22 protein-coding genes are annotated in these 23,610 nt (G+C 66.2%); 12 read left to right on the top strand and 10 right to left on the bottom strand.

What is annotated here, in order from left to right:
• Positions 1-137: 137 nt before the first annotated feature.
• The 3 genes from GcLGCM259_RS13340 to GcLGCM259_RS13325 all read right to left on the bottom strand — a co-directional run bounded on the left by GcLGCM259_RS13340 (position 138) and on the right by GcLGCM259_RS13325 (position 3,428).
• Positions 138-2,612: a heavy metal translocating P-type ATPase gene (locus tag GcLGCM259_RS13340; RefSeq protein ID WP_175419485.1), complete on the bottom strand. Its 2,475-nt coding sequence runs from the start codon at positions 2,610-2,612 to the stop codon at positions 138-140.
• A gap of 48 nt (positions 2,613-2,660) precedes the next feature.
• Entirely contained in the window at positions 2,661-2,987 is a 327-nt protein-coding gene (locus GcLGCM259_RS15620) for a heavy-metal-associated domain-containing protein (RefSeq protein ID WP_138926909.1), read from the bottom strand.
• A 111-nt stretch (positions 2,988-3,098) separates the two neighbouring features.
• Positions 3,099-3,428 carry a metal-sensitive transcriptional regulator gene (locus GcLGCM259_RS13325; RefSeq protein WP_138175554.1) on the bottom strand — a complete coding sequence of 110 codons (330 nt, stop codon included), beginning with the start codon at positions 3,426-3,428 and terminating at the stop codon, positions 3,099-3,101.
• A gap of 343 nt (positions 3,429-3,771) precedes the next feature.
• Between GcLGCM259_RS13325 and murJ the strand changes: the two genes are divergently transcribed.
• The 3 genes from murJ (at position 3,772) to GcLGCM259_RS13310 (ending at position 8,128) form a co-directional block, all read left to right on the top strand.
• Positions 3,772-5,544 (top strand): murein biosynthesis integral membrane protein MurJ, encoded by a 1,773-nt coding sequence (murJ, locus tag GcLGCM259_RS13320; RefSeq protein WP_246049607.1) that lies wholly within the window; start codon positions 3,772-3,774, stop codon positions 5,542-5,544.
• Positions 5,545-5,666: 122 nt separating this feature from the next.
• Positions 5,667-6,812, top strand: coding sequence for a lipid II:glycine glycyltransferase FemX (locus GcLGCM259_RS13315; RefSeq protein ID WP_138175556.1), 1,146 nt, complete (start codon positions 5,667-5,669; stop codon positions 6,810-6,812).
• Positions 6,813-6,829: 17 nt separating this feature from the next.
• On the top strand, positions 6,830-8,128 hold the full coding sequence (locus GcLGCM259_RS13310) for a carboxylate--amine ligase (RefSeq protein ID WP_138926908.1): 1,299 nt from the start codon (positions 6,830-6,832) through the stop codon (positions 8,126-8,128).
• A 130-nt stretch (positions 8,129-8,258) separates the two neighbouring features.
• Here GcLGCM259_RS13310 and GcLGCM259_RS13305 read toward each other — a convergent pair whose 3' ends face one another.
• A complete protein-coding gene (locus GcLGCM259_RS13305) occupies positions 8,259-8,714 on the bottom strand; it encodes a DUF4383 domain-containing protein (protein WP_138175560.1) in 456 nt (151 codons plus the stop codon).
• A gap of 459 nt (positions 8,715-9,173) precedes the next feature.
• Here GcLGCM259_RS13305 and fdhD point away from each other — a divergent pair, with 459 nt between their 5' ends.
• The 6 genes from fdhD to GcLGCM259_RS13275 all read left to right on the top strand — a co-directional run bounded on the left by fdhD (position 9,174) and on the right by GcLGCM259_RS13275 (position 16,556).
• Positions 9,174-10,004 carry a formate dehydrogenase accessory sulfurtransferase FdhD gene (fdhD, locus tag GcLGCM259_RS13300; RefSeq protein ID WP_138926907.1) on the top strand — a complete coding sequence of 277 codons (831 nt, stop codon included), beginning with the start codon at positions 9,174-9,176 and terminating at the stop codon, positions 10,002-10,004.
• 51 nt (positions 10,005-10,055) lie between these two features.
• On the top strand, positions 10,056-12,377 hold the full coding sequence (locus tag GcLGCM259_RS13295; protein WP_138926906.1) for an FdhF/YdeP family oxidoreductase: 2,322 nt from the start codon (positions 10,056-10,058) through the stop codon (positions 12,375-12,377).
• A 46-nt stretch (positions 12,378-12,423) separates the two neighbouring features.
• The gene (locus tag GcLGCM259_RS13290) at positions 12,424-13,656 is read left to right on the top strand and encodes a CynX/NimT family MFS transporter (RefSeq protein ID WP_138926905.1); all 1,233 of its coding nucleotides are present in this window, start codon (positions 12,424-12,426) and stop codon (positions 13,654-13,656) included.
• Positions 13,657-13,713: 57 nt separating this feature from the next.
• The gene (locus GcLGCM259_RS13285) at positions 13,714-14,904 is read left to right on the top strand and encodes a sensor histidine kinase (protein WP_138926904.1); all 1,191 of its coding nucleotides are present in this window, start codon (positions 13,714-13,716) and stop codon (positions 14,902-14,904) included.
• 559 nt (positions 14,905-15,463) lie between these two features.
• A complete protein-coding gene (locus GcLGCM259_RS13280) occupies positions 15,464-15,928 on the top strand; it encodes a hypothetical protein (RefSeq protein ID WP_138926903.1) in 465 nt (154 codons plus the stop codon).
• A 151-nt stretch (positions 15,929-16,079) separates the two neighbouring features.
• Entirely contained in the window at positions 16,080-16,556 is a 477-nt protein-coding gene (locus GcLGCM259_RS13275) for a pyridoxamine 5'-phosphate oxidase family protein (RefSeq protein ID WP_054821061.1), read from the top strand.
• A gap of 129 nt (positions 16,557-16,685) precedes the next feature.
• Here GcLGCM259_RS13275 and GcLGCM259_RS13270 read toward each other — a convergent pair whose 3' ends face one another.
• On the bottom strand, positions 16,686-16,886 hold the full coding sequence (locus GcLGCM259_RS13270) for a DUF6480 family protein (RefSeq protein ID WP_054821062.1): 201 nt from the start codon (positions 16,884-16,886) through the stop codon (positions 16,686-16,688).
• A 43-nt stretch (positions 16,887-16,929) separates the two neighbouring features.
• Complete coding sequence (locus GcLGCM259_RS13265) at positions 16,930-17,118, bottom strand: hypothetical protein (RefSeq protein WP_138926902.1); 189 nt, start codon at positions 17,116-17,118, stop codon at positions 16,930-16,932.
• Positions 17,119-17,748: 630 nt separating this feature from the next.
• On the opposite strand from GcLGCM259_RS13265, the gene GcLGCM259_RS13260 reads away from it, so the two are divergent.
• The 3 genes from GcLGCM259_RS13260 (at position 17,749) to GcLGCM259_RS13250 (ending at position 19,987) form a co-directional block, all read left to right on the top strand.
• The gene (locus GcLGCM259_RS13260; RefSeq protein WP_217496536.1) at positions 17,749-18,591 is read left to right on the top strand and encodes a GNAT family N-acetyltransferase; all 843 of its coding nucleotides are present in this window, start codon (positions 17,749-17,751) and stop codon (positions 18,589-18,591) included.
• A 155-nt stretch (positions 18,592-18,746) separates the two neighbouring features.
• Entirely contained in the window at positions 18,747-18,938 is a 192-nt protein-coding gene (locus GcLGCM259_RS13255) for an antitoxin VbhA family protein (protein ID WP_138926901.1), read from the top strand.
• A 230-nt stretch (positions 18,939-19,168) separates the two neighbouring features.
• The gene (locus GcLGCM259_RS13250; protein ID WP_138175576.1) at positions 19,169-19,987 is read left to right on the top strand and encodes a PspA/IM30 family protein; all 819 of its coding nucleotides are present in this window, start codon (positions 19,169-19,171) and stop codon (positions 19,985-19,987) included.
• 134 nt (positions 19,988-20,121) lie between these two features.
• Here the strand turns inward: GcLGCM259_RS13250 and GcLGCM259_RS13245 are convergent, their stop codons facing one another.
• From GcLGCM259_RS13245 to GcLGCM259_RS13230, 4 genes are all read right to left on the bottom strand, one after another.
• On the bottom strand, positions 20,122-20,976 hold the full coding sequence (locus tag GcLGCM259_RS13245) for a hypothetical protein (RefSeq protein ID WP_138926900.1): 855 nt from the start codon (positions 20,974-20,976) through the stop codon (positions 20,122-20,124).
• Positions 20,973-21,662, bottom strand: a complete 690-nt coding sequence (locus tag GcLGCM259_RS13240; RefSeq protein ID WP_054821067.1) for a response regulator transcription factor — start codon at positions 21,660-21,662, stop codon at positions 20,973-20,975. Before GcLGCM259_RS13240 ends, GcLGCM259_RS13245 begins: the two co-directional genes overlap by 4 nt.
• Positions 21,650-22,921, bottom strand: coding sequence for a sensor histidine kinase (locus GcLGCM259_RS13235; RefSeq protein WP_138926899.1), 1,272 nt, complete (start codon positions 22,919-22,921; stop codon positions 21,650-21,652). The genes GcLGCM259_RS13240 and GcLGCM259_RS13235 overlap by 13 nt, the downstream gene beginning before the upstream one ends.
• Before the next feature lie 116 nt (positions 22,922-23,037).
• Positions 23,038-23,457: a VOC family protein gene (locus GcLGCM259_RS13230; RefSeq protein ID WP_138175584.1), complete on the bottom strand. Its 420-nt coding sequence runs from the start codon at positions 23,455-23,457 to the stop codon at positions 23,038-23,040.
• Positions 23,458-23,610 lie beyond the last annotated feature (153 nt).

Raw genomic sequence — 23,610 nt, 5'->3', positions numbered from 1 at the left:
ACCGGCTGCCATGCCTTCGCGTGCTCCAGGCCAGTGCCCGTGCCGGGGATTAACGCATAAAGCCACGGTGTGGCTGCCGTCCCGCAAGGGGGAGCAGCCACACCGTGGCTTGTGGTGTTGGGTTCAGCGCCCGGTGGCTACTTCTTGCCGAAGCGGCGCAGCCGCAACGAGTTCAGCACCACCAGCACCGAGCTGGCCGCCATGGCCGCACCGGCGATCATTGGGCTGAGCAGTCCCAGGGCCGCCACCGGGATGCCGGCGGTGTTGTAGGCAAAGGCCCAGAACAGGTTCGTCTTGATCGTTGACAGCGTCTTTTCGGACAGCGCGATCGCGTCGTTGACCTGGTGCAGGTCATTGCCCATCAGGGTGATGTCCGCGGCCTCGATGGCCACGTCGGTGCCCGAGCCCATGGCGATGCCCAAGTCCGCCTGGGCCAGTGCCGGGGCGTCGTTTACCCCGTCGCCCACCATGGCCACGACCTGGCCCTCGGACTGCAGCTGCTCGATGGCCTTGGCCTTGTCGGCCGGGAAGACCCCGGCGAACACGTCCTGCGGCTGAATGCCGACGCTGCCGGCCACCTTCGTGGCGACCTGCTGGTTGTCACCGGTCAGCAGCATGACGCGCAGCCCGCGCTGCTGCAGGGCGCGGATGGCCTCGGCGGAGGAATCCTTGATCTTGTCGGCCACGGAGATCACCGCGGTGAACTTGTCATCCACCGAGACCAGGATGGCGGTGGCCCCGGCCTCCTCGGCCGAGTGCAGCATCTGCATGGCCGCCTCATCCAGCACCGTGCCTTCGGACTCCAGCCAGCTGTAGCGTCCGACCACGATCTTGTGCCCGTCGATGATGCCCTTCACCCCGCCGCCGGGATCCGAATCGAAGCCGCTGACCTCGGCCAGCGCTCCCAGCTCGGCCCCGGCCGTGGCGATGGCCTGGGCGATCGGGTGCTCGGAGTGGTGTTCCACGGCGGCCGCGACGGCCAGCGCCCGCTCCGGGTTGACCCCCTCCACCGCGGTGGTGCCCAGGTAGGTCATCACCCCGGTGGTCACGGTGCCGGTCTTGTCCAGCACGATGGTGTTCAGCTTGCGGGTGTCCTCCAGCACTTCCGGGCCGCGGATCAGGATGCCCAGCTGTGCGCCGCGCCCGGTGCCGACCAGCAGGCCGATCGGGGTGGCCAGACCCAGCGCGCACGGGCAGGCGATGACCAGCACCGCCACCGCGGCGGTGAAGGCGGCCAGCACGTCGCCGCTGAACAGCCACCAGGCCAGGAAGGTGAGCACCGCGATGCCCAGCACGATCGGGACGAAGACCGCGGAGATCCGGTCGGCCAGGCGGGCGATCGGCGCCTTGCCGGACTGGGCCTCGGAGACCAGGCGGCCCATCTGGGCCAGTGTGGTGTCCGCGCCAATGCGGGTGGCCTCGACGACCAGGCGTCCGGAGGTGTTGATGGTGGCGCCGGTGACCTCATCCCCGGCCGCCACCTTCTGCGGCACCGATTCACCGGTCAGCAGGGAGGTGTCCACGGCGCTGGCCCCGTCAATGACCTTGCCGTCGGTGGCGATCTTCTCGCCCGGGCGGACCACGAACCGGTCCCCGATCTGCAGCTGGTTCGCCGGGATGCGGTGTTCCACGCCATCGCGCAGCACCACCGCCTCCTTGGCCCCCAGGTCCAGCAGGGTCTTCAGGGCATCCGAGGCGCGGTTCTTGGCGCGGGCCTCCAGGTGGCGGCCGATCAGCAGGAAGGTCGCCACCACGCCGGCGGTCTCAAAGTACAGGGTGTGCTCGTGCATCCCGCCGCCGGTATGGGCGGTCATCATCGGGTCACGGAAGAGTTCAAAGACCGAGAAGAAGTAGGCGGCCAGCACACCCAGGGAGACCAGGGTGTCCATGGTGCTGGTCAGGTGCCGCGCGTTGATGGCCGCGGCCTTGTGGAACGGCCAGGCGCCGTAGAACACCACCGGGGTGGACAGCGCGAACGCCACCCAGCCCCAATGCGGGAACTGGGCGCCGGGGATCATGGAGATCACGAACAGCGGGATGGTGAAGATCAGGGAGAAGATCACCCGGTTGCGCAGGTTGCCGTGCTCGGTGGGCTTGGCCCCGGCCGGTTCCTCCGGCGCGGCGCTCTGGTGCCCGTGCTCGGGTTGGCGCACGCTGGCCTCGTAGCCGGCGGCCTTGACGGTCTCGATCAGCATCTCATCGCTGATGTCCGCCGGGACGGTGACCTTCGCGTTTTCCAGCGGCAGGTTCACCGAGGCGGTGACCCCGGGCAGCTTGCCGAGCTTGCGCTCCACCCGGTTCACGCAGGAGGCGCAAGTCATGCCCTGGATGTCCAGGTCAACGGTGCGTTGGGTGGGGTGCTGGGGTTGGCGCACGCTGGCCTGGTAGCCGGCGGCCTTGACGGTTTCAATCAGCATCTCATCGCTGATGTCCGCCGGGACGGTGACCTTCGCGTTTTCCAGCGGCAGGTTCACCGAGGCGGTGACCCCGGGCAGCTTGCCGAGCTTGCGCTCCACCCGGTTCACGCAGGAGGCACAGGTCATGCCCTGGATGTCCAGGTCAACGGTGCGCTCACCCGCGGTTGGCAGGTTCTGTTCGGTTTGGGTGGACATCATCAATCCCTTGGTGTTGGAGAGGTGTGCCGCCTGCTGCTGGGGCAATTAGCGGCTGATTGCTACCACGTCGTAGCCCGCTTCGTCGATGGCCGTGCGGATGGCGGCATCGTCCAGGGCGGCGGTAGAGGTGATGGTGGCGGTGGAGGTGCCGTTGGCGACCAGCTGGACGTCCACGCCGGATACCGAGGAGAGCTCTTCCAGCTCCTCGGTCACGGAGGCCACGCAGTGCCCGCAGGTCATGCCGTTGATCTGCACCTGGGTGCGGACCGCTTCGGCCTGCCCGTCGGGGCGGCTGGTGATCTTCAGGCCCTCATTGGTCTTGTTGGCCGACTCGCCCGAGTAGCCGCAGCCGCATCCGTTCTGGGTACCCATGATTGTTCTCCTGTGTGATGGTTGTGCGCCCACCGGGGCGCTGGTGTGCGGCGGGGCGGGGTTCTCCCCGAGCCCGCTGGTCACCGGTGGTTTGCCGGCGGTCCGTGGTTTCTAGCGCAGCAGCCGGGAGATGGCCGCGCTGGCTTCGGTGACCTTGTCCACGACGATGTCCGGGTTGCCGGTGTCCCGGGACTGGTTGGCCGCGGAGACCACGCAGTGCCCGATGTGCTCCTCGATCAGCTGGACGCTGACCTTGTGCATGGCCGCGTTGATGGCGGAGATCTGGGTGAGGATGTCGATGCAGTACTTTTCGTCATCGACCATCTTCGCCACCCCGCGCACCTGTCCCTCGATGCGCTTCAGGCGACGCAGCACCGCGGCCTTGTCGCTGGTATAGCCATGGCCCTCGTGGGCATCATGGCTCTGTGCTTCGTGTTCCATGATCAAGACTATACCCCTAGGGGGTATGGGGTATCAAGTGGAATTCGTGTGGTGTGGCTCGCAACCTGAGGTCCGGTAAGCACGTGGCCTAGGTTTTTCCGCTTTGACGACCAGCGGGGATCGTTACAATGAGTGTTTGTCGCCGGCGTGCCCGGCGGCCGCCGACCGGGCAACCGGCCGGTGCCACAGGCGCAGCGGGGACCGGCAGGTCCCCGGCGGTGGTGCGGGATTCCTTTAACAGGGCCCGCTGCACGGGCGCGGCCCTCACCGGGGCTGCCGCGGGCAGCCGGGACGGGACCGGGCCGGGCGTGCGCCGAAACAATAGGGTGAAGCTTTCCAGAATATGTCCCAGGTATCCAAGAGCCGATCCGAGAACACCCGGATCGAGGACCCGCAGACCGAGGCGGTGGCCACGCAGGCCCCCCAGGAGGCGGTGCCCCCTGCCGCCAGCGTGAAGCGGGAGCACTCCTCGAAGGTCTATGCGCTGATGACCTCCGGAACCATCGTCTCGCGCGTGCTCGGGTTCCTGCGCACCGCGTTGCTGGCGGTGGCGATCGGCTCGTCGACCACCATGGCCGACATCTTCGAAAAAGCCAACGTCATCCCCACCATCATCTTCATGCTGCTGGCCGGCGGCATCTTCAACGTGGTGCTGGTGCCGCAGCTGATCAAGGCCTCGAAGAACAGCGACAACGGGCGATCCTACACCTCCAAGCTGCTGACCCTGACCATCGTGGTGGTCGGCGCCGCAACAGTGCTGCTCACCCTGATGGCCGGGCCGCTGATCAAGGTGCTCACCCTGGGGTGGACCCCGGCCATGCTGGCCCTGGGCACCACGTTCGCCTTCTGGTGCCTGCCGCAGATCTTCTTCTACGGGGTCTACGCTGTGGTGGGCCAGGTGCTCAACGCGCACGGGCGCTTTGCGGCGTTCATGTGGGCCCCGGTGGTGAACAACGTGGTGCAGATCGGGGTGATCGGTGCCTTCATCGCCCTGTTCGGCGCGTACGGCGGGGATGCGAACCAGCTGGAGAACTGGAGCGCGGCCAAGACCGTGCTGCTGGCCGGCGGCTCCACCCTGGGCATCGCGCTGCAGGCGGTGGTGCTGTTCTGGCCGCTGCGCAACCTGGGCCTGAAGCTGCGCCCGGACTTCGCCTGGCGCGGCATGGGCCTGCGCCACGTGGGCAAGATCGCGATCTGGACGTTGGGCTCGATGACGGTGGGCAACATCGCCTCATTGGTCAACTCCCGCTTCGTCTCCGCCGCCACCCCCGCGCGCCTGGCCATGCCCAACGGGGGCGCCTCGGTGCCCGGCGAATACGCGCTGAACACCACCCAGCTGATCACCGTGCTGCCGCATTCGGTGTTCGTGCTGGCCCTGGCCACCATCTACTTCAACGAGTTCACCAAGTCCTTCCAGGAGCAGCGCACCGAGGAGATCGGACCGCTGCTGTCCAAGGGGCTGCGCACCTCCGCGGTGCCGGTGGTGTTCGCCACCGTCGCCTTCATCGTGCTGGCCGGCCCGCTGGGCCGGCTGTTCGCCGGTAGCTCCTCCACCGCGATGCTGCAGGGCGCGGCCATCGGCCAGCTGCTGCTGCTGACCGCGCTGGGCCTGCCGTTCAAGTCCGCGCACTTCTTCATGCTGCGCGTGTTCTTCGCCGACGAGGACACCAAGACCCCGATGATCATCCAAAGCATCATCGCCGCCCTGGGCGTGGCGCTGGCCTTCACTGCCACCGTGACGCTGCCGGCCGTGCAGATCACCGCTGCGGTGGCCCTGATCTACGGGGTCACCAACATCATCTCGGCCATCATCGCCCACTTCCTGCTGGTGCGCCGCTATGGGGACTACGGGACCGTGCACGTGCTGGACACCTATATCCGCATCGGGGCGATGGCCGTGGTCTCCGGGGTGGTTGGCGCCGTGGTGCTGGGCATCATGGGCGGCTACAGCTGGGGCTTTGCCTGGTCCTCCATCCCGGCCGCGTTCCTGACCCTGGCCGTGGTGGGCGTGGTGATGCTGATGGTCTACCTGCTGCTGCTGCGCATGATCCGCTCGGCCGAACTGGATAACTTCCTGGGCCCGCTGGCCCGCTTCGTGCCGAACCTGCGCCGCTAACCGCAGGTGGAAACCCGGGCCGGCGTTCACCCCCGAAGCCCGGAAACAGTGTGGCCTACCCGGCGTTCTGGGCGGCGCCGGGCTGCCGGGAATCGCGGGGCGTGCACGGTAAGCTGGGGCGTGTGAGCACGATAGATCTTCATCTGCGCCCGATTTCCACCGCCGAACACACCGCCTTCCTGGAGCGCACCAGCCAGGTCAGCTTCCTGCAGCGGCCCGAATGGGCCCAGGTGAAGGGCGAATGGCGGGGCGAGTCCCTGGGCTGGTTCGCCGCGGATGAGCTGGTGGGCGCCGCGCTGGTGCTGCACCGCGGGCTGCCGGTGGTGCGCAAGACCCTGGCCTACATTCCAGATGGCCCGGTCATCGACTTTTCCACCTACGCCCCGCGCCAGGTGCTGTCCCCGCTGGTGGACTACCTCAAGGCCCACGGGGCCTTCCAGCTGCGGCTGGGCCCCGGGCTGATGGTGCGTTCCTGGGCGCCGGGTGCCGTGCGCAAGGCGCTGGGCAAGGAGGGCATGCACACGCTGGCGGACCTGGAGCCCAAGCACACCTGCGCCACCGCCGATGCGGTTCTCAGCGAGCTGCAGGCCATGGGCTTCGCCAAGCAGGACACCGGCATGGACTTCGCCGCCGGGCAGCCCGAATACGTGGCCCGCATCGACCTGCATGATGAGCAGGACCAGCCGCTGGATGCGGACGGGGTGCGCGCCAAATACTCCTCCACCACCCGCAACGAGGCGCGCAAGGCCCTGCGCGGGCCGCTGGAGGTGGAGGTTGGCGGGCTGGAGGACATGGACCGCTTCCATGCCCTGTACCGGCATACCGCGGACCGCAACGAGTTCACCGGCCGTCCACTGTCCTACTTCAAGAACATGTACCTGGCGCTGAACCGGGCGGTGCCCGGCTCCTGCACGCTGTATCTGGCCAGCCACGAGGGCACCGACCTGGCCGCCTCCATCGTGATCCGCTCCACCAACCTGTCCTGGTACATCTACGGCGCCTCGTCCTCCGAACAGCGCAAGCTCTTTGCCCCCAAGGCCATCATGGAACGCATGATCGCCGATTCCATCGCCGCCGGCAGCCGCTACCTGGACCAGGGCGGGGTGAGCCCCACCCTGGAGGCCGGCCACCACCTGGCGGGGTTGACCAAGTTCAAGACGAACACCGGCTGTGACATCATCCAGACCACCGGGGAATGGGACCTGGCGCTGATCAAGCCGCTGGCCTGGGCCTTTGACAAGTACATGACCTGGCGCGCGAAGAAGTAGGCAAGGAAGCAGAGACTATGGCCAACCCATCCCCCTCGATTGACCCCGCCCAGCCCTTCGTCCCGGTCATCCTCGGCGGGGACATCGGCACCTACACCCTGGCCCGGGAATTCCATGAGGCCTACGGGGTGCGTTCGGTGGTCATGCCCGCCGCCGGCAACGGGGTCATCGAGCATTCGGTGGCCATCGAGCTGCGTCCCATCGGCTCCATGGCGGATGAGGCCCGGGTGGTCCAGGCGCTGCGCGAGCTCGCGGAGGAACTGGCCGGCGAGGGCGAGCGGCCGCTGCTGCTCTTCGGGTCCCTGGACTACCACGTCATGCTGATCGCCCGGCACCGCGAGGCGCTCTCGGCCCAGTACGTGATCCCGTATCCGGAACTTGAGGTCATTGAACAGGCGGCGCTGAAGGAGAACTTCTATGCGCTGGCCGAACGGCTCGGCGTGCCGCACCCGCGCACCCGGGTCTACCGTCCGGGCAACGCGGTGGCCACCGTGGTGGAGGGCCTGAACTTCCCTTTGATCGGCAAGCCCTCCAGTTCCGGGGACTGGATTGCCGCGAAGTTCGCCGGCAAGCAGAAGATCCACACGCTCAAGGACTTCCAGCAGCTTACCGACCTGCTGTCGCGCATCGACGCCAGCGGCTACGACTCGGGCTACATCCTGCAGGAGTACATTCCCGGCGGGGATGACGCCATGCGCCTGTGCACCTACTTCGCCACTGAGCCGGACTCGGGCACCGAGGTCGTCTTTGCCGGGTACGGGGAAGTGGTGATCGAGGAGCACGCCCCGCTGGTGCTGGGCAACTCGGCGGCGATTGTCACCGGACGACACCGTGAAGTCGCCGAGGCCGGGGCCCGGATGCTGCGGGAGATCGGCTGGCACGGGGTGGCGATGATCGACGCGAAATACGACCACCGTGACGGGCAGGTCAAGTTCTTTGAGATCAACCCGCGACTGGGCCGCAACCACTTCTACCTCACCGCGGCGGGCATCAACCCGGCCCGGTTCTATGTCAATGAATTCCTCGGCCCCCAGTACGACGCTTTCGACGTGCGCCGGCAACCGGCAGTGGTGCTTCAGGACGGGATGGCCCAGCTGCGGGAGGAGCACCTGTTCACGGTGCTGCCCCACGCCCTGCTGCGCCGGTACCTGGACACCCCGACCGGCCGGAAGGCCGCCGCGCTGCTAAAGGCCGGCAAGGTCTCCAATCCGCTGAAGTACCGGGCCGAGAAGAACCCGCGGCGCAAGCTCTACCTGCTGCTGAACGCCGTCAACCACGTGCGCAAATACCGCAAGTTCCCGCCGCGCACGGCCTAGCGGCCACCCCGCCAGCCCAGGCGTCAAGTCCCGCCAGCAGCTGCGAACACTGGGGGAACATGACAGTGCCCGGGGAACGATGAGTTCCCCGGGCACTGCCATGACCGGTTAGCGCCTTTTGGACGGCTGGCTAGTGGTATTCGATGCGGTGCTGGCCGCGCGAGAGCACCAGGCCCAGGGCCACCATGCCCACGCCCAGCACCAGGTGCAGCCAGTTGTCCGCGTCGTTGAGCGGAATGAAGTTGGCGGTGCTGTCAAAGTCAATGATCAGACCGTAGATCCACAGCAGCAGGTAGATGATGCCGCCGCCGATCAGGTAGCCCTTGGCCGCCCCGATGCTGCGGGCCATCACCAGACCGGCGATGCCGAACAGCAGGTGGACCGCGTTGTGCAGGTAGGAGACCTGGAAGATGCCCAGCAGCTTCGCCTCCGAATGGTGGCCGGCGCCGGAGAGGGCATCATAGTTCGTGGTCACTCCCGGGATGAAGCCCAGGATGCCGACCAGCAGGAACACCACGCCGACCACCAGTGCGGCGACCTGCACGGCGGCGCGTGAGCGACTAGTTGTTGGATGATTCGTGGACATGGCTGATACTCCTTGAAGAGGGGTTCGGGTGAAACGGGCAGCACCGACTCAGGTGGCAGTTCTTTGGAAAAAGCACGCCTTTCTCCGACACGGATCGGCCAGAACCTCGTGGTGGCGGACTCCTCGGTGCGGGTCCGGCGTTCTCACCATGTGCCGTTGAGGCTACCGCCGCCGCCAGGGGACCAGAAGACGGGGGTGACAAGACACAGCGGACATCCAGCATGGCTCCCGCACCCGCTGAGCTTCCCGGCCGGCACCGGCTACGCCCCGGGGCGCGGCCCTTGATACGCTGAGCTTCTCAAGCCACCGGCCCGTCTGGGGCACCGGTTTCCTGCCCGCCCGTAATACTTTGCGGTTCCGGGCCGCGTCAACGAAGCCGGTGGGTTAACTTAGGGGCAGGGGTTCTGCCCGAGCCCGAACCTCGAACCCGGGTCTGGTCTGCAGCAAAGGAGCACAGTCATGGGACGCAAAATCGTGCGTCGGCGCGTCATCCGCGCCACCCTTGACGGTGCCCGAAAGGTACGCGAGGAGAAGCTGGCCGGGGAGGAACCCCTGGAAATCCGGTTCGGCGCCACCGCCTACACCACCTCCATGCGCACCCCGGGGGACGACTTCGACCTGGTGGCCGGGTTCCTGCTGGCCGAGGGCATCATCAGCGGCAGTGAACAGCTCAGCTCAATGCGCTACTGCGCCGGCACCGACGCTGAGGGCAATCAGACCTACAACGTCATCGAGGTGCAGCTCGGGCCCGGAGCGCACCCGCCCGAACTGGCCGCCATGCGCAACGTGGTCACCAGCTCGGCGTGCGGGATCTGCGGCACCAACTCCATAGACGAGGTGCGCAAGAAGTCCACGTTCCGCATTGGCCCACAGGACGGGAAGGTGCAGCTGGAGGTGCTGCTGGCCATGCCCGACACCCTGCGCGAATCCCAGAAGCTGTTCAGCCACACCGGGGGCGTGCACGCCGCCGGACTGTTCTCCACCGACGGGAAGCTGCTGGTGCTGCGCGAGGACGTGGGGCGGCACAACGCGGTGGACAAGGTGCTGGGCGCCGCCCTGCGCGCCGGCAAGCTGGCCCTGCAGGACACTGTGCTGCAGGTCTCCGGGCGGGCCTCCTTCGAACTGGTGCAAAAGGCCGCCATGGCCGGCATCCCCACGCTCACCGCGGTCAGCGCCCCCTCCTCCCTGGCGGTGGGGCTGGCCGAGGACACCGGACTGACCCTCGCCGCCTTCTCCCGGGGCAGCAGCGTCAACCTGTACACCCACCCCGAACGCGTCACCGGAAGCTGACCGACACCCGCACCAGCAGCACCGCCCGCACCCAGATCATGGAGGAACCCCTTGCACCGTCCGGCCCCCACCCAGGACATCAATGAAGAGGAACTGAAGGTCAGCGAGCCCCAGCGCAGCGCCGCCGGGGCCAAGGCGGTGATGGTCTCCATGGAACGCGGCTTCGCCGAAGCCGGGGTGAGCCGCACGCTGCGCTCCATGGCCCGGGTGAATCAGCGCGGCGGCTTCGACTGCCCCGGCTGCGCCTGGCCCGAATCGATCACCGGGCGGCGCAAGCCGGCCGAATTCTGTGAAAACGGGGCCAAGGCCATCGCCGAGGAAGCCAGTGCCCGGGTGGTCACCCCGCAGTGGTGGGCCGAGCACCCGATCAGCGTGCTGCGGGAGAAAACCGAGTACTGGCTCGGCTCCCAGGGCCGGATCACCACCCCCATGATCATCCGGGCCGGGGAAACCCACTACACCCCGATCAGCTGGTCCCAGGCCTTTGCCACCGTCGCCGAGCACGTGAACGCCACCACGGCCGAACGCTGCGTCTTCTACACCTCGGGGCGCACCGCGAACGAGACCGCGTTCATGTACCAGCTGCTGGCCCGGTCGCTGGGCACCAACAACCTGCCGGACTGCTCGAACATGTGCCATGAATCCTCCGGTTCGGCACTGAACCCGACCATCGGCATCGGCAAGGGCACCGTGTCCCTTGAGGACTTCGAGCATGCCGAACTGATCTTTGTGGTGGGCCAGAACCCGGGCACCAACCACCCGCGGATGCTCTCCGCGCTGTCCGAGGCCCGCAAGCGCGGGGCCCGGGTGGTGGCGGTCAACCCGCTGCCGGAGGCCGGGTTCTTCGGCTTCAAGGACCCGCAGACCGTGGGCGGCATGCTGGGCAGGCCGCAGGAGGTCAGCAGCGACTTCCTGCAGATCAAGGTGGGCGGGGACCTGGCCCTGTTCCAGGCGTTCGGGCACCTGCTGCTGAAGGCCGAGGAACAGGATCCGGGCCGCGTCATTGACCGGGACTTCATCGACTCGTCCACCGACGGGTTTGAAGCCTACCGCCGGGCCCGCCAGCACATCGACTGGGACGCCACCGAGCAGGCCACGGGCCTGAGCCGGGCGCAGATCACCGAAATCGCCCAGCTGCTGATCGCTTCCAAGGCCACCATCTTCTGCTGGGCGCTGGGGCTGACCCAGCAGCCGCACTCCGTGCCGACGCTGAAGGAGATCATCAACCTGTTGTTGATGCAGGGCAACTTCGGCAAGCCCGGGGCCGGGGCCTGCCCGGTGCGCGGGCACTCCAACGTCCAGGGCGACCGCACCATGGGCATCTGGGAGAAGCCCAGCGAAACGCTGCTGAGGGCCATTGACACCGAGTTCGGGATTCACGCCCCGCGCCAGCACGGGTATGACTCCACCGAAACCCTGCACGCGTTCGAGAACGACGCAGTGGACGTGTTCGTCTCCATGGGCGGGAACTTCGCCCTGGCGAATTCGGAGACCGAGCTGTTGGAAGCCGGGATGCAGCGGGCCAAGCTCACCGTGCACATCTCCACCAAGCCGAACCGCTCCCACGTGGTGCACGGGCAGACCTCCCTGATCCTGCCCACCCTGGGCCGCACCGACAAGGACGACAAGCACCCCGGCGGCGCCCAGTTCCTGTCCGTGGAGGACTCCATGTCCGTCATCCACTCCACCCAGGGGCGGCTGAGCCCGGTCTCCGAGCACCTGCTGGCCGAACCGGTGATCGTGGCACGCATGGCCACCGCCATCCTCGGCGAGGACCATCCGGTGAACTGGCGGGCCATGGCCGAGGACTATGACGTGATCCGCGAGCATATTTCCCGGGTGGTGCCCGGGTTTGGAGACTTCAACCGGCGGGTGCGGCAGAAGAACGGGTTCGTGCTGCCCAACCCGCCGCGCGATTCGCGCTCCTTCGCCACCGACATTGGGCGTGGGCGCTTCACCGTCAGCGGGTTCGAGGCCCTGCACGCCCCCGAAGGCCACCTGATCCTGCAGACCATGCGTTCCCACGACCAGTACAACACCACCTTCTACGGGGTGGATGACCGCTACCGGGGCATCAAGGACGGGCGCCGGGTGGTGCTGGTGCACCCGCAGGACCTGCAGGACCTGGGGTTCACCGACCGCCAGCTGGTGGATGTGATCTCCACGTTCCGCGGCACCGAACGCCGCGCCAACCGCTTCCGGCTGATCTCCTACCCCACCGCGAAGGGGTGCGCCGCAGCGTACTTCCCCGAGGCCAACGCCCTGGTGCACCGGGACCTGGTGGCCCGCGAATCCAACACTCCGGGATTCAAGGCCATGATGGTGCGCTTCGTGCCGCACACCGAACAGCCCGGCCCCACCCTGGACAGCTAAAGCCAGCCAGACCCCGCCCCCGCCGCCACACCTGATATCGAGGCCCATGAAACCCACTGCCACCCCACCGCCGCGCGGCTTCGCCACCGTGCTGGTGATCGCCTTCATCCTGGCGGCGCTGAACCTGCGTCCGGCGGTGACCTCACTGGGCGCCCTGCTGGACCCGGTGATTGACGGGCTGGAAATGAACGGGTTCGTGGCCGGCATGCTCACCGGGGTGCCGCCACTGTGCTTTGCGCTGCTCGGGCCGTTGGCGCCGCGCCTGGCCGGGCGGCGCGGGCCGGAGCTGGTGGTGATCGGTGCCATGGCCGCCATCCTGCTGGGCATGGTGCTGCGTTCCATCGCCCCGAGCACCTGGCTGTTCCTGCTGTGCACGGCCCTGGCGCTGACCGGCATCGCGCTGGGCAACATCCTGATGCCGGTGCTGGTCAAGCGCTGGTTCCCGCACCGTGTGGGAATGGTGACCGGGGCCTACACCACCGCGGTGGCGCTGGGCGCCTCGGCGGTGGCGGGGATCGCGGTGCCGGTCAACGAGGCGCTGGGCGGGAACTGGCGGGTGGGGCTGGGCGTGTGGGCCACACTGGCCGCCCTGGCCCTGGGCGTCTGGCTGGTGGTGTACTTCGGGCTGCGCAACGAGATCGCGGCACGCCAACAGCAGGCCGGCGCGTTCAGTGAGGGCAACGGGATCGGGCCGATGTGGCGCAACGCGACCGCCTGGTGGGTGGCCATCTTCTTCGGCACCCAGGCCTCGGCCGCCTACATCTTCATGGGGTGGGCCCCGAAGATCTTTACCGGCTACGGGTTGGCGCCCGGGTACGCCGGGGTGCTGCTGGCCGTGATCCTGGGTGTGGGGGTCCCGCTCTCGTTCATCATGCCGGCCCTGGCCGGACGGTTCCGCAACCAGCGCCCCCTGGTGCTGGTGACCGGGACGGCGGGGGTGCTGGCGGTGGTCGGGCTGCTGACGTACCCGGCACAGGGCGCGATGCTGTGGGCGGTGCTGCTGGGGGTGGCCGGGGCGAACTTCCCGCTGGCGCTGACCATGATCGGGCTGAAGGCGCACACCGCCGCCGGGGTGGCCAAGCTGTCCGCCTTCGGGCAGAGCGTGGGCTACCTGATCGCCTTCCCCGGCCCCTTCGCCGTGGGTGCCCTGCATGAGATGACCGATTCGTGGACGGCCCCGGTGCTGCTGCTCGGGGCGCTGATGGTGCTGCAGACCGTGTCCGGGATGATGGCCGGCAAACCGCGCTACGTGGAGGACAGCACGCTGGTGCGGGTGTAGCCGCCGGTTGTGGCGCGGCACCCTGCCGGGATTTGCGGTGCGTCATAGACTGGGGTTGTGGAAGGTTCAGGTAGCTCTCGCATCGCCAGCCTGCTGTGGTCTGCGGCCGTCTTCCTGGCCGTCCTGCTGCTGGCGCTGCTTGCCGATCCCGCTCGCTGGTGGGGTGCCGGACACCTGGGCTACCTGCTGGGCCTGGGCGGTTTCTCCCTGGGCTTCGCCCTGCTCACCGCGCTGGGCCAACGCGCCTCGCGGCTGACCCTGATCCTTGCCGCCGTGGGCATCTGCGGGTACCTGAGCGTGGGGCTTCCCGCGTTGGGGCTGGTGGTGCCGCTCCTGCTGTTCCCGGCCGCCGCGACGGCCGCCGGGCTGCGCTTCTTTACCCTGACCGTGATGTTGGGGCTGATCATCCTCTCCCTGGGCGTGCGGCTGGTGCGCGGGGAGCAGACCCAGGTGGTCCTGGGCTATGAACTGCTCGCCATCCTGGCGCTGAGCCTGCTCGGGGTCGCCCTGGGCGAAATGATCGCCACCCGGCGCCGGCTGGCCGACCGCGCCGACAAGCTGCAGGAGAGCCGGCATGAACTCAAGGGCCTGGCCACCCTGCGGGCCCGGGCCGAGGCTGGACAACGGCACCTGGGGGAGCGGCTGCGGGTCTCCCGAAGGCTGCATGACCAGCTCGCCCACCATCTGGCGTTGGTCTCCCTGCACACCAACGCCGCCCTGGAGGAAGTGTCGGGGGATGAGGCGGCCACCGTCAACCTGGAACACGTCCGTGATTCCTCCGCCAAGGCGCTGCAGGAGCTGCGGCGCACCGTGGACTCCATGGACCAGGACGGGCTGGGGGACCGGGACGCCGGTACCCTGGGTGACATTGAGGAACTGGCCTCCACGCTGCGGGACGCCGGATTGCGGGTGGAAGTCAGCGCCCCCGGGGTGGACCTGGATGACCGGTTGCCGATCTTGCTGTTGCGCCTGGTGCGGGAAGCGGCCATCAACGCGGTGCGGCATGCCGACACCACCCACCTGGTGGTGTTCCTGCGTCTGGAAGAGTCCGAGGGCCAGGAGCATTGGTTGGTCTCCGTGCGCAATGATGGTGTGCGCCGCGGGGCCAAGGACGCCGTGGATGGTCTGGGGTTGGCGATGTTGCGTCAAAAGATCAGTGAAGCCGACGGAAGCGTGGAATGGGGCCGGCTGGGGCGCCACTTCCTGCTTTCCGCAGAAATTCGAGCCACGCAGGCGGACAAGTCCTGAGCCCCCATTCCGGGCAAAGACCGGTGGCTCTGGTTCTGCCGCAGTGCTCAGGCTAGAGTGAGCTCACCGCGCAAGCGCGGGAACAATTGGTCGGAAGGCCGGTACCGTCAGGAGGTCACGATGGGGGAATTTCGGGCGTACACCATGCAGGAGCGCTCCACGTATCTGGCGCCGTCATGCGAACGCTGCGGCCAACACCGGCACGTCATCTGGGAGCAGGTTGAGGGGACGGATAAATACATTCCACGCGATGCCGGCTGCTCAAATGAGGCCTGCACCGCCTAGCCCAGCTGAGAAGCAGCAATAGGGGCCAGCCGCGCTTCGGACCGCCGTCCAGAGTCCGTCCCGCAGGCGCTGGCCCAGCGGACTTGAGCCAAAAATGAGCTTTCGGGCATGGCGCGAGTCACCAGAAACCCGTACGCTTGGAAACAAGCTCTGCTAGCCAACATCGAACAAGCCTCCAGCCACCTGGTGGTCCTTGTTCGTCAGGGACATGTTAGCCTGCGGCGCGACGAGAAGGGGGAGACCCCTATCGTCGCGACGACGAAAAGGCCTGATCATGTCGCCATTTTCTGGAAATTCGCCTGTTAACGCCCGTGTTCGGGAGCTGCTTGGGTCCCGTGAGGGCCGCCAGTACCTGGAATCCAATGAATGGATCCACGGGATGCCCATTCTTGTCACCCAACCCTTCCAGCCGCTGGAAGAGGCCCTGGCCCTCACCGCCCGCTACGACGGCTCGGTGCTGCTTGCGGTGCTGGGAAAGAACGATGACGCGCTGCGGATGCTGCACATTTCCCGGTCCTGCGCCGACCTGCAGCCCGTGGAGGCAACACCTCAGGACATGGTGGTGTGGGACCTTGTCGAACAAGCCACCCGTTCCTGCCTGGTCACCTTTCGGATCAGCCATTGGAGTTCCAGCGCCGTCGCGCACGTCCTTCCGCCCTTTAGCGTTCAGGGCTGCGAACGGCGCGGCTTCTATCGGCACGAGCTGGTCTCAACACGGGTTGATCCCTGCGTGAATTAGCATCTGGCGGGCAGCGAAGCCTGCCGGTCCGGGGCAACCGCTGGTGATGCTCCCTGCCTCCGCTGGGTAGATGCTCAAAACCCTTTCGCGTGTCCTGGAAATCCGTAACGTGGGCGGTGACCGAGGTTGCCAACTGTGAAGGAGAACCAGCATGTCCAATGACGATACGCGCAAGGTAGTTGAGATCCTGAAGGACATTCGCGTCGCCATGGTGACGACCCACGGACCGGACCGGCTCTACAGCCGCCCGCTGACCGTCATCGACGTCACCGAGGACGGGGACCTGTGGTTCTTCACGGTCACCGAAACCGACCTGGTCCGCGAGATTGAAGCGCACAGTGAAGTGAACGTGTCCTTTGCCGGGAACAAGAAGTGGGTTTCCGTGGCAGGCAACGCCCGCATCGTGCGGGACGTTGAAAAGAAGCGTGAACTGTGGAACTCCATGGTCGAGACGTTCGTGGGAGAGGACCCCGAGGCCTCCAACGTGGTGCTGGTGCACGTGGACTCCGACTCCGCGGAATACTGGGAGAACCCCGGCGGTGCAGCCAGCGTGGTGGCCAGCTGGGTCAAGGAGAAGTTCACCGACAAGAGCGCCCACCCGGGCGACTCGGGCACCGTGGACCTGTAGCCCCTACCGGCCCTGCCCACAGGATAAAAAGAGGCGTAGCCTCGACCAGATCCCCTAGGAGGAAGGTCGAGGCTACGCCTCTGTCGGTGCCCAGCCTGCTGTTCGGGCCTCTGGCCTCAGGGATGCCGTTTATTCGTCATGCCCCTGATCCTGGCTCATGGAGCCCTCGGCCGGTGGGGTCTCTCCGGGCGGTACGCCGCCGCCCGGTTCCAATCCGGTGATGTTGTCCTTGACCGGGTCAGGGTTCGAGGTGGCGCCGGCCTGCTTCTTGTCGACCTGGTTTTCCTCGTCCTTGTCGCTTCCCGGACGGGATGAAGAATGCTTTGTCATCGGGACACTTCCTGTTCGTAGTCGGTTTCCCTGGCGGTGAGGCCTAGTAGTTGGCCGGCGGGTCGGAGGCCGGGAAGGATTCCTTCTCCCATTCCTTCACGATGCCCTCGTCTTCGCCCTTGCCGTTGCGCTTCTTGGCATCCTGGTCTTGGTGTTCGGTTGCCTTGTCCGGCTGGTCGTTCTCGTCCAGATTCTGGTTCTGCTGATCATCCGAGGTTGGTTCCTGGGTCATTTCTCTTCCTTCGCTCGTGATCGGACATTGTGCGGCAGAAGGCCGGTCCAGAATGAACACCCTTGGCAGGGCGGTTCCTTCTGGTCGAAGCCAGCACCTACGTGGAGACTAACCAGCGCCGCACGGCGCAATCAATGGCTCGCAAAATCATGCATGTTTTTCTCAGGAAGAGTGTGCGGCGTTGCGCCAAGCGCTTGGACCGCCGTTCACGTCATGGCCACCTCCGGCGTGACCGTTGGCGCTGTGCGCGATGAACTGCTGAGTGCCGGGCAAGCTTGGCGGTTGCATCTGGGAAGCCCTGACCACCGGTGCGGAGGATTAGGACCTAGCCTTGACCGATTGCTCGCCAAGCCTGAACGAGCTCACTCTCGACGAGTTGATCGCACCCCAGGGAGCCTGAGTTGCAATCAGAGCAACGGAGCCTCAGTGTTCTGTCCCGGCTCCTTGGCGCGATCATCTCAGTGCTCTTTCCTCTTGTGGGAAACCCACAACGGCCGATCTTTGGTGTGTTGAACTAGCAACTTACTAGAGTGCGCCGCCGGTTACTAGCGATGAGATTTCCCCCAAAGCAGCTTGTTTTGCACTTGCTCCCTGAGTAATCGTTGAACGTGGATGTTTAGATGGATCATTATGGAATTGGATAATCAGTCGTCAGTTGATCTACCTGGTCTTCAACTCGCTATGGAGCAGAACTTGGCTGAGCACGCGTGCCATCTGCACCGGCACCTGGACGGTGCAACTGTTACTGAAACAGATGATTTGGTGATTGCGGATAGCGGCCTCAGCGACGACACTTTCAATATCGTTGCGGCCGCCCGCTTCACCGCCACTAGTGCACCTACTCGCGTTGCAGAGACGCTCCGGGCCCTGGGTGCCACCGAACGCCCATTCTCATGGTGGGTTGGCTCCGCCAGTGCTCCAGATGATCTGGCCCATTCCCTCGAGAAATCCGGTTTAGAGGCTTCTGAAACTGAGTCTGGCATGTGGAAGGACTTGCGGGGGAATTTTCCGGAAGTGCAGGTTGATGGCCTCGAAATACGGTTAGTGAGGACGCCAGAAGAACTTGCTGATTATGCAACCGTGCTTTCCGCCAACTGGAATCCACCAGCGATTACGGTGAAGCGATTCTATGCCGACGCTTCGGACGCGGCTTTAGCCGCTGATTCCCCGGCGCGCTACTTGGTTGGCTATGTTGATGGCCGGGCCGTTTGCTCGGCTGAAGTTTTCTTTAGCGATGGGGTCGCTGGTATTTACAACATCTCAACGCTTAAATCAGAACGCCGCCAAGGATACGGCGGAGCCATCACCCTGGCCACAATGCGTACTGCGCTCGGGGCCGGTTATGAGACCGCAGTGCTGCAGGCGTCCGAGGACGGGGAACCGGTCTATCGACGCCTCGGATTCACCACATGCGGTTACTTCACTGAGTACGCTTTACCCGCTGACAAGCGTCTCGAGAACGCTCGTTTTTGAGACGTTCCGGCTGGAGCTCACTATTTCGAGTGGCAAGCCGGAGTAAAGCTGCCCGAAATTTGTATCGGGAACCAAAGTCGCGGGAAAAGCTCTGTGAACCGTTTTCGGGCGATTCGGCCAAATAGCAGTAGGACCATTTTGGAAGGCAGTCAGCCGTGCCTGAGAAGTTCGAGGTTGAGCAACGCTGGCCAGAGCTGTTTGCGCAGCAGTCACGTGCTGCAGCATGGCACGAAGGACGGACCCCAAGCCGCGAAGACATCGAACCCCTCACCGCCGCGGCCCGCGGCGTGATCGACGAAGTCGCGTACCTGCGCCGTGCGCGTGCGTGCGATCTGCGCGTCGAATAGCCTACAACCTGGCGATAAGATCGTGGCCGGCTCCGACGGAACTTTTCCTGTTACCTGCGGACTGCCCGCGTGGAAAATTGGCGTTCCGCATTGAGCACAACTGTTGAAGGTGGTCTGCCTGGCCCCGTTCCTGATTTTCATCGCCGCATCCTTTGAAGGAACCGAAATCGAGTTCAGTTGGCGGGGGTTCGTCGCCTAGAGTTAAACCTGCGGCAATCGAAGGGAACACCATGTCTATACGTTCATTTTTCGCGCGGATCTTCAAGCTGGGCCAGGCCAACGCCAACGCGGCCCTGGACGCCGTTGAGGACCCGAAGAAGATGCTGGATCAGACGGTGCGTGACTACACGAACAACATTGCCGAAGCTGAATCCGCCGTGGCCCAGACCATCGGCAACCTGCGCATGCAGGAAGAAGACCACGCCAAGGCCCTGCGTGAGGCCAAGGACTGGGGAGCGAAGGCGCTGGCGGCCTCCAACAAGGCCGACGAGTTCAGCGCGGCCGGGGATGAGCAGAACGCACAGAAGTTCAATCAGCTGGCGACCGTGGCCATCCAACGCCAGATGTCCTGCGAGAAGCGGGCCGCCGGACTGGAACCCACCATCCAGACCCAGCGCGAGGTGGTGGCCCGGCTCAAGGACGGGTTGAACTCCATGAAGTCCAAGCGCCAGGAACTGGTGTCCAAACGCGATGAACTGGTGGCCCGCGCCCGCAACGCCAAGACCCAGGGGCAGATGCTGGATGCTCTCAAGTCCTTGGACATGAGCGACCCAACCTCCGAGGTGGGTCGGTTTGAGGCGCAGGTGCGCCAGGAGGAAGCCAAGGCCCGCGGCGCCGCCGAGTTGGCGGCTTCCTCGCTGGACGCGCAGTTCGCCGAACTGGACAATCTGGGCCAGGACGCGGAGGTGGAGGCCCGCTTGGCGGCTTTGAAGCCCAGTGCGGATATCGTGGACGAGGCTCCGGCGCCCAGCGGCGAAATCGCCGCGGGTGCCCCGCAGCCTTCCGAGGTGGAGGCCCGGCTGGCCGCGCTGAAGAAGGACCGTTCCTAGCCCGTTGGCTTCCAGCGACGAGCACCACGACACAGGCCTCCGCCGCTAAACCCTGTGGTTTAGCGGCGGAGGCCTGTATCGTTGCGGTTTCGGATCCCCGGCATCCGGGCTTTCCGAGCCGGGGTGGTTGGACCCTACCGGCCGTCCCCGGTGGGCGGGGCGCCGGGGTGCAGCAGCACCGAGCCCGCCGATACCTGCAGGCCCACCTGGTGGCTGGAATTGGAACTGACCTGCAAGCGGTTATCCACGCTTCCGGCGGAGACCTCGCTGGCCACGGAATAACTGGTGTCCGGCAGCGTCAGATCCAATAGTCCGGCGCTGACCTGTGCGTCAACCGTGGCCGGTGCCTTGCCGGTCAGTTCGCTGTTCAGTCGTCCGGCGGCGACGGCGTAGGTGGCGTCCGCGACATCGGCCAGGACCACGTCGGCCTGCCCGGCCCCCAGATCCACATCCACGCTCGTGGCCGAGCCGTTGGCGCGCAGGTATCCGGCATCAACGTCGAGATCGAGCCGCGCGAAGTTTCCGTTCGCCAGCAGTTCACCGGCCTCCAGGTTCAGGGTGGCGTTCAGCTGTCCATTGTCCAGCTCCCGGGGCAGGGTGAGCTTTACGTCGTTGCGGGAGCGGTCGCAGCCCAGGAAGCACCAGCTCTGCCATCCGCCGGGCGGCTTCACCTCCAGCGTGTTGCCGCGGCGCTCCAGTGACCAGGAGCCGCGGGAGCTGCGCACATCGAGCACCGCCTCGGGGGTGTCGGCGAATTCGAGGGTGAACTGTCCGGCCTCCGCGTTGACCTTCAGGTCGGTGGTTCCCTTGGCATCGGCGGTCAGCACCGTGTGGCTGCGGGAGAGGGTGGCAACCGATTGGTTGACGGCTCCGGCGATCACGCCGAGCAGGATCAGTCCGCCCAGCACGGCCAGCACAATGCCCACGGGGCCCAGGGGCCGGCGTTGACGGGTGTCCCCAACGGGCGGTGGAGTGGTGGGGGTGGTCATGGGGTGCTCCTATCGGTGTTGCCGGTGCCCGTGTCCTGGATATGCGCCAGGGCGGCGAGCACGCGCCGGTTGCCGGTGCCATCGGCTTCCAGGTCGAGTTTTTGGAAAATGGAGGTAATGTACTTCTCCACGCTGGCTTCGGACAAGTGCAGAAGCCTGGCGATCGCCTGGTTGGACTTGCCCTCGGCCAGGGCGGCCAGCACCGTGCGTTCGCGTTCGGTCAACCGCTGCATGCGGTCGTCATGGTTTCGTCGGGTCAACAGCTGTGCCACCACTTCCTGGTCGAGCACGGTTCCGCCGGAACGGATCTGTTCCAGGGATTCAATGAACTCGGCCACGTCCGCCACCCGGTCCTTGAGCAGGTAGCCCAGGGCCCCGGACTGCATGGCAATCAGTTCGGCGGCGTAGCGTTCCTCCACGTACTGCGAGAGCACCAGCAGCGGCAGCTGCGGGTAGCTGCGCCGCAGCTGCAGTGCCGCGCGGATCCCCTCGTCGGTGTAGCTCGGGGGCAGGCGCACATCCAGGATGCACAGTTCGGGGAACTGGGCGGGGTCCGCCTGCTGCATGAAACCGCTCAGCCCACCGGCGTCCGGCAGCGCGGCGACCACCTCGTGGCCGGAGTGTTCCAGCAGCCGCACCAGCCCTTCGCGCAGCAGCACCGAGTCCTCACAAATCAGTACGCGCATGGCACGTTCACCTCCAGTGCGGTGGGCCCGCCGTGCGGGCTGTCCAGGTGGACGGTGCCGCCGGCGGCCAGCACCCGGTTGGTGATCCCGTCCAGGCCGCCGCCGGGCAGGACCGCGGCCCCGCCCACCCCGTTGTCCTCCACCCGCGCCCAGAGCCGGGACTGGCCCTGTTCCGCACGCAACCGCACGGTAACCCGGCATTCGGAGGCCCGGGAGTGCTTGGCCGCATTGTTCAGGGCTTCGGCGATGGAGAAATAGACGGCCGCTTCCGCGGTCTTCTCGCAGCGCCCGGGCAGGTCCACATCCAATTTCACCGGGATGTGGGACCGTCCGGCCACGGCCGAGAGGGCCGCATCCAGTCCGCGGTCCTCCAACACGGAGGCGTAGATGCCGCGGGTGAGCTGGCGCAGTTCGGTGATGGCCGCCTTCGTGGAGGTGTGCGCCTCGGCCACCAGTTCCTTTGCGGCCTGCGGGTTGGTGTCGATCTGCTGGTGGGCCAGGCCCAGGGCCATGCCCACCGACACCAGCCGGGGCTGCACCCCGTCATGCAGGTCCCGTTCAATGCGGGTGCGTTCCAGTTCCGCGGCCCGCAGCGCCCCGGCCCGTTGGGCGGAGCTGGTGTAGGCCCGGGCACTGAGGTCGGTTTCACGGGCCACCGAACCGATGATGGCGGTGGTGATGGCCCGGTGCAGGAATGCCAGGCCCACGAGCGCCGCGCATCCAACGAGGGTAATGATCAGCATCAGCGGGGCCTGGGAGGCCGGAAGCTGCCAGCCGAACGGACCCGAAACCTCCTCGGCCCCGGTCAGCGGCGCGAAGGAGAGAACCAGTGACTCAATGGTCCACTGGGCCACGTTGAGGGTGGCGGCACCCAGCAATACGGAAAGGGCGAAGCTGCCAAAGGCCGCCCACATCCGCCCGCTGGACAGATTGCGGCCCAGGCTGCGCAGGTACTGCCCGAAGCCGGGACCCTGGCTGGGCTGCCAGCGCAGCTCGGCGACGGGCAGCTCGTACAGGTCGGTGACCCTGCGGGTCTCGAACCATGACAGGGCAAAGATCGCATAGACCAGCCCCACCAGCATCAGCAGGCCCAGGCCCAGCAGGACCACCAGGGCCAGGCTGGCCGGAAGCCAGACGGCCAACAGCGTGATCGCGGCGACCCCAAGGGTGCCCATCACGGCAAGCTGCAGCAGGGTCAGCCCCAACCGCAGCGGCGGGCGCCAGGTGCCCGGGGGAGAAGGTAACGGTGTCGAAGTCATACCTCAACCCTAGGTACTGGCCGGGCCGGGCAACACGGAGGGATCCGGAGAACTTCATTATGGAAAACCCGAAGGCACCCTGCCTGGGGCAGGGTGCCTTCGGTGCGATCGATGGATCAGGCCTCGTCCTGCATGGCCTCCTGGCTCATCCACGCGATTTCCCACACGTGCCCGTCCGGGTCCTTGACGGCTGCCTGGTACATGCCCTCGAACGGTTCGCTGGCCTCCCGGTAGACCGCGCCGCCGCCGGCCACGGCCTTGGCCACGAAATCATCGACTTCGCTGCGTGAATCGGCGGACAGGGCGTTGAGCACTTCACGGGTGCCGCTGCCCACGGTGGGGGTGTCCCCATCGATGAGGAAGCTGGCGAAAAAGTCGCGGTGCAGCACCATCACGGTGATCGTGTCACTGATCATCCAGGAGGTGGCGTTGGAATCCGAGAACATCTCATTCTTGGTAAACCCCAGCCCCTCATAGAAGGCATCGGCCTTCGCCAGGTCGGCGGTGGGCAGGTTGACAAAGATCATGCGGCTCATGGGGACCTCGCAAGCTGGATGGATGTCCGGCACTGTTGTGCCCGGGCACCTACTACTGTGCTCGAGACCCGCGTGGTGCGGCAAGGGCTGGCAAGATTTTCTTCGCCGCGAGCGGCCCGGCGCGCCCGGGGGCATGAGAAAGGCGTGGTTTTG

It is taken from the genome of Glutamicibacter creatinolyticus (assembly GCF_006094275.1).
In the GTDB taxonomy this organism is placed as follows: domain Bacteria; phylum Actinomycetota; class Actinomycetes; order Actinomycetales; family Micrococcaceae; genus Glutamicibacter; species Glutamicibacter creatinolyticus.
This window is presented reverse-complemented; position numbering and strand designations above follow the sequence as displayed.